The sequence below is a fragment of the Pseudomonas sp. S36 genome, assembly GCF_016647875.1.
Classification (GTDB): Bacteria; Pseudomonadota; Gammaproteobacteria; order Pseudomonadales; family Pseudomonadaceae; genus Aquipseudomonas; species Aquipseudomonas parafulva.
The window spans coordinates 1-4,138 of the sequence record NZ_JACVVG010000088.1 but is presented as its reverse complement, the minus strand read 5'-3'; the positions used below and the strand labels follow the sequence as shown (position 1 = coordinate 4,138).

General features: G+C 61.7%; 6 protein-coding genes. 2 read left to right on the top strand and 4 right to left on the bottom strand.

Annotated elements, in window-relative coordinates; translation table 11 throughout:
* The first annotated feature begins 143 nt into the window (after nucleotides 1–143).
* Nucleotides 144–371, top strand: coding sequence for a YheU family protein (locus tag IAE36_RS23380; RefSeq protein WP_028634680.1), 228 nt, complete (start codon nucleotides 144–146; stop codon nucleotides 369–371).
* 4 nt (nucleotides 372–375) lie between these two features.
* Here the strand turns inward: IAE36_RS23380 and csrA are convergent, their stop codons facing one another.
* On the bottom strand, nucleotides 376–564 hold the full coding sequence (csrA, locus tag IAE36_RS23375) for a carbon storage regulator CsrA (protein WP_028634679.1): 189 nt from the start codon (nucleotides 562–564) through the stop codon (nucleotides 376–378).
* Nucleotides 565–694: 130 nt separating this feature from the next.
* Nucleotides 695–1,504 (bottom strand): SDR family oxidoreductase, encoded by an 810-nt coding sequence (locus IAE36_RS23370; protein ID WP_201214965.1) that lies wholly within the window; start codon nucleotides 1,502–1,504, stop codon nucleotides 695–697.
* A 227-nt stretch (nucleotides 1,505–1,731) separates the two neighbouring features.
* On the opposite strand from IAE36_RS23370, the gene IAE36_RS23365 reads away from it, so the two are divergent.
* A complete protein-coding gene (locus IAE36_RS23365) occupies nucleotides 1,732–1,884 on the top strand; it encodes a DUF3309 family protein (protein ID WP_009682861.1) in 153 nt (50 codons plus the stop codon).
* Between the two features lie 52 nt (nucleotides 1,885–1,936).
* Here the strand turns inward: IAE36_RS23365 and IAE36_RS23360 are convergent, their stop codons facing one another.
* Nucleotides 1,937–3,601 (bottom strand): cation acetate symporter, encoded by a 1,665-nt coding sequence (locus IAE36_RS23360; RefSeq protein WP_028634677.1) that lies wholly within the window; start codon nucleotides 3,599–3,601, stop codon nucleotides 1,937–1,939.
* Nucleotides 3,598–3,909: a DUF485 domain-containing protein gene (locus tag IAE36_RS23355; protein ID WP_054886409.1), complete on the bottom strand. Its 312-nt coding sequence runs from the start codon at nucleotides 3,907–3,909 to the stop codon at nucleotides 3,598–3,600. Before IAE36_RS23355 ends, IAE36_RS23360 begins: the two co-directional genes overlap by 4 nt.
* Nucleotides 3,910–4,138 lie beyond the last annotated feature (229 nt).

Below are 4,138 nucleotides of genomic sequence, written 5' to 3'. Positions count from 1 at the left end.
CGAGCGCAGCTCGCGATGCGCCGCGCGGGCGGCGCTCGATCTCCCAGGCGCACCCCCTCTCAAGGCGAACACCTGCAGCTAACCCGCCCCACAACCGCCCGTTTCGCGTAGCATGCCTACACCGCTCTCAGACACCTCTCACCATGCTGATACCCTACGAACACCTGCAAACCGACACCCTCACCCGTCTGATCGAAGACTTCGTGACCCGCGACGGTACCGACAACGGTGACGACACCCCGCTGGAAACGCGGGTGCTGCGGGTGCGCCAGGCATTGGCCAAAGGCCAGGCCTTCATCCTGTTCGACCCCGAGAGCCAGCAATGCCAATTGCTGGCCAAGCACGACGTGCCGCCCGAGCTGCTCGACTAGCCGATCACGCCCTGCCCGCCTTGGCCTGCTGCGCCTCCTTGATGCGCCGATACACCTCGGCACGGTGCACCGGCACTTCACGCGGTGCATCCACACCAAAGCGCACCATGCCGTCCCGGGTTTCGACCACCATGATGCGGATGTCGTCGCCAATCACGATTACTTCACCCACTTCGCGTCCTATCACCAACATGTTCCGGTCCTCCTGCGAAAGGGAAAACCGGAGGGTGCATCGTAGCTGTTCAGCTACACAAGACTTCCCCCGCTATTCAGAAGTTGCCGACAAGCTAAGGTAATTTGCCCTACAGATTTCACCTAATCCGTCAGCCTGAACGCGCCTTGGCTCGCATCTTCATCGCCATTTCCGCCATTTCGTCGTACAGCCGCTGAGGGGCCTTGCACTTCATGGCCCAGGCTTGCCTGCCCGCCTCGTGGGGCAGGATGAGAAACTGCCCGGCTGCCACCTGCTCGAAGATGCACTCGGCTATGTCGGCCGCGCTGATGGGCGAGCTTTCCAGCAGCTTGCCCACCTGGGCTTTCATGGCCGGGTCCGGGCCGCGGAACGAGTCCAGCAGGTTGGTCTGGAAAAAGGACGGGCACACCACGTGCACCGCCACTTCCAGCTGACGCAGCTCTACCAGCAGGCTCTCGGACAATGCCAGCACCCCGGCCTTGGCCACGTTGTAGTTGCTCATGCCCGGGCCCTGCATCAGCGCGGCCATGGAGGCGATATTGATGATGCGGCCCTTGCTGCGCTCCAGCAGCGGCAAAAACGCCTTGCAGCCCTTGACCACGCCCATCAGGTTGACCGAAATCTGCCAGTCCCAGTCTTCCAGCGACAGCTCGGCGAAGAACCCGCCCGAAGCCACGCCCGCATTGTTGACGATGACGTCCACGCCCCCGAACTGCTCGTCGCAGGCCTGGGCCATGGCGGTCAGCTGGCTGTAGTCGCGCACATCGCAGTGCTGGGCAAAGCCCGAGCCGCCAGCGGCCTTCACTTGCTCCAAGGTTTCGCGCAGGCCTGCCGGGTTCACGTCGGCCAGCGCCAGCTGCCAGCCTTCGCGGGCCCAGCGCAGGGCAATCTCGCGCCCGAGGCCCGACCCGGCGCCCGTGATCATGATGCGGTTGTGCATGGCTGCAAGCCTTGTGGTGAGGGTGGATGCAGCGAGTTTAATCAAGCCCACAGGGGCTGGCAGGGCTTATCAGGTGAGTGAATGAGCGGCCATGAACAGGCGGTTGCACAAAAAGATGTCGAACCGGCCTACACGCCGATGGAATCTTTCACAAACGGCACCGGTCCGAATTTACAAGAGGCCGGCAACCCGAGGCCCTTGACCCTCCACCACGCAAGGACTCCTACATGACCACGATTCTGATCATCATCCTGATCCTCCTGCTGATTGGCGGCCTGCCCGTCTTCCCTCACTCGCGTAGCTGGGGCTATGGCCCGTCCGGTATCGTCGGTGTGGTGCTGGTGGTCTTGCTGGTGTTGTTGCTACTCGGCAGGATCTGACCCAGACACACAAAAAAACCGCGCCTAGGCGCGGTTTTTTTGTACCTGAAGATCAGTGCGAGACAGCCCCTGATGCACCCAGGCCCGTTTGCGAGCGCACGAACTGCGGGAAGAACAGCGCGCGTTCGTTTTCAGCAGCCTTGGACTTGTCGGTGATCGAGAAGAACCAGATACCGCCAAAGGCAATCAGCATGGAGAACAGTGCCGGGTATTCGTACGGGTAGATCGGTTTCTCGTGGCCGAGGATCTGCACCCAGATGGTCGGGCCGAGCACCATCAGCGTTACCGCACTGATCAGGCCCAGCCAGCCGCCGATCATGGCACCACGGGTGGTCAGCTTCTTCCAGTACATCGAGAGCAACAGCACCGGGAAGTTGCAGCTGGCCGCAATGGAGAACGCCAGGCCCACCATGAAGGCGATGTTCTGCTTCTCGAACAGAATGCCCAGGCCGATCGCCAGCACGCCCAGGGCGACCGTGGTGATCTTCGACACGCGGATCTCGTCCTTGTCGTTGGCCTTGCCCTTGCGCCACACGCTGGCGTACAGGTCGTGGGACACCGCCGAGGCACCGGCCAAGGTCAGGCCCGCGACGACCGCCAGGATGGTGGCGAAGGCCACGGCCGAGATAAAGCCGAGGAACACGCTGCCACCCACGGCATTGGCCAGGTGCACCGCCGCCATGTTGTTGCCACCCAGCAGGGCACCGGTAGCGTCCTTGAAGTCAGGGTTGGTGCTGACCAGCAGAATGGCGCCAAAACCGATGATGAAGGTGAGGATGTAGAAGTAGCCGATGAAGCCCGTGGCGTACAGCACGCTCTTGCGCGCTTCCTTGGCGTCACTGACGGTGAAGAAGCGCATCAGGATGTGCGGCAGGCCGGCAGTGCCGAACATCAGCGCCAGGCCCAGGGAGAACGCCGAGATCGGGTCCTTGACCAGGCCGCCTGGGCTCATGATGGCCTCACCCTTGGCGTGTACCTTGATCGCTTCGGAGAACAGGGTGTTGAAGTCAAAGCCTACGTGCTTCATGACCATCAGTGCCATGAAGCTGGCACCAGACAGCAGCAGCACCGCCTTGATGATCTGTACCCAGGTGGTGGCCAGCATGCCGCCGAACAGCACGTACAGGCACATCAGGATGCCCACCAGGATCACCGCCACGTGGTAGTCGAGGCCGAACAGCAGCTCGATCAGCTTGCCGGCACCTACCATCTGCGCGATCAGGTAGAACGCTACCACCACCAGCGAACCGGAGGCGGACAAGGTGCGGATTTCCTTTTGCCCAAGGCGGTAGGAGGCCACGTCGGCGAAGGTGTACTTGCCCAGGTTGCGCAGGCGCTCGGCGATCAGGAACAGAATGATCGGCCAGCCGACCAGAAAGCCGATGGAGTAGATCAGGCCATCGTAGCCGGAGGTGAACACCAGTGCGGAAATACCCAGGAACGAGGCCGCCGACATGTAGTCGCCGGCAATCGCCAGGCCGTTCTGGAAGCCGGTGATCTTGCCGCCGGCCGCGTAGTAGTCGGCCGCCGACTTGTTGCGTTTGGACGCCCAGTAGGTAATGCCAAGGGTAAAGGCGACAAAGGCCACGAACATGGCAATCGCCGACACATTCAGGGGTTGTTTCTGCACCTCGCCGGTCAGGGCATCGGCTGCCCACACAGCGGGTGCGAAGGCTCCGCAGGCCAGTATGGCCAGGGCTTTGGCGTGACGAATCATTGTTGCGCCTCCTTCAGGATGGCCTTGTTCAGCTCATCGAATTCGCCGTTGGCGCGGCGCACGTAGATGGCGGTAAGGACAAATGCCGAAACGATCAGGCCGACGCCCAGAGGGATACCCCAGGTGATCGATGACCCAGGGCTGAGCTTGGTGCCCAGAATCTGAGGACCGTAGGCGATCAGGAGGATGAAAGCGCAGTAGAGGCCGAGCATGATCGCCGAGAGGATCCAGGCGAACCGTTCGCGTTTGCTGACCAGCTCCTTGAAACGGGGGCTGTTTTGTATCGAGAGGTAAATGCTGTCGTTCATTGTTGTTGTCCTAGCAGCACAAAGAGGGAATGCAACCCACACCCTTACTTTATGCGGCTGTTGGACGCCAACCAGACGACCTTAGTCTTAGATGCAACGGTGTTTTACCGGTTGCGTAACAAATAGCTGAAGAGTGGGGCCGGGAGGGGGTTGCCTTGGGTTGCGCGGTGGTGCGCACATCGAGCGCCGCCCGCGCGGCGCATCGCGAGCTGCGCTCGCTCCTACGCTT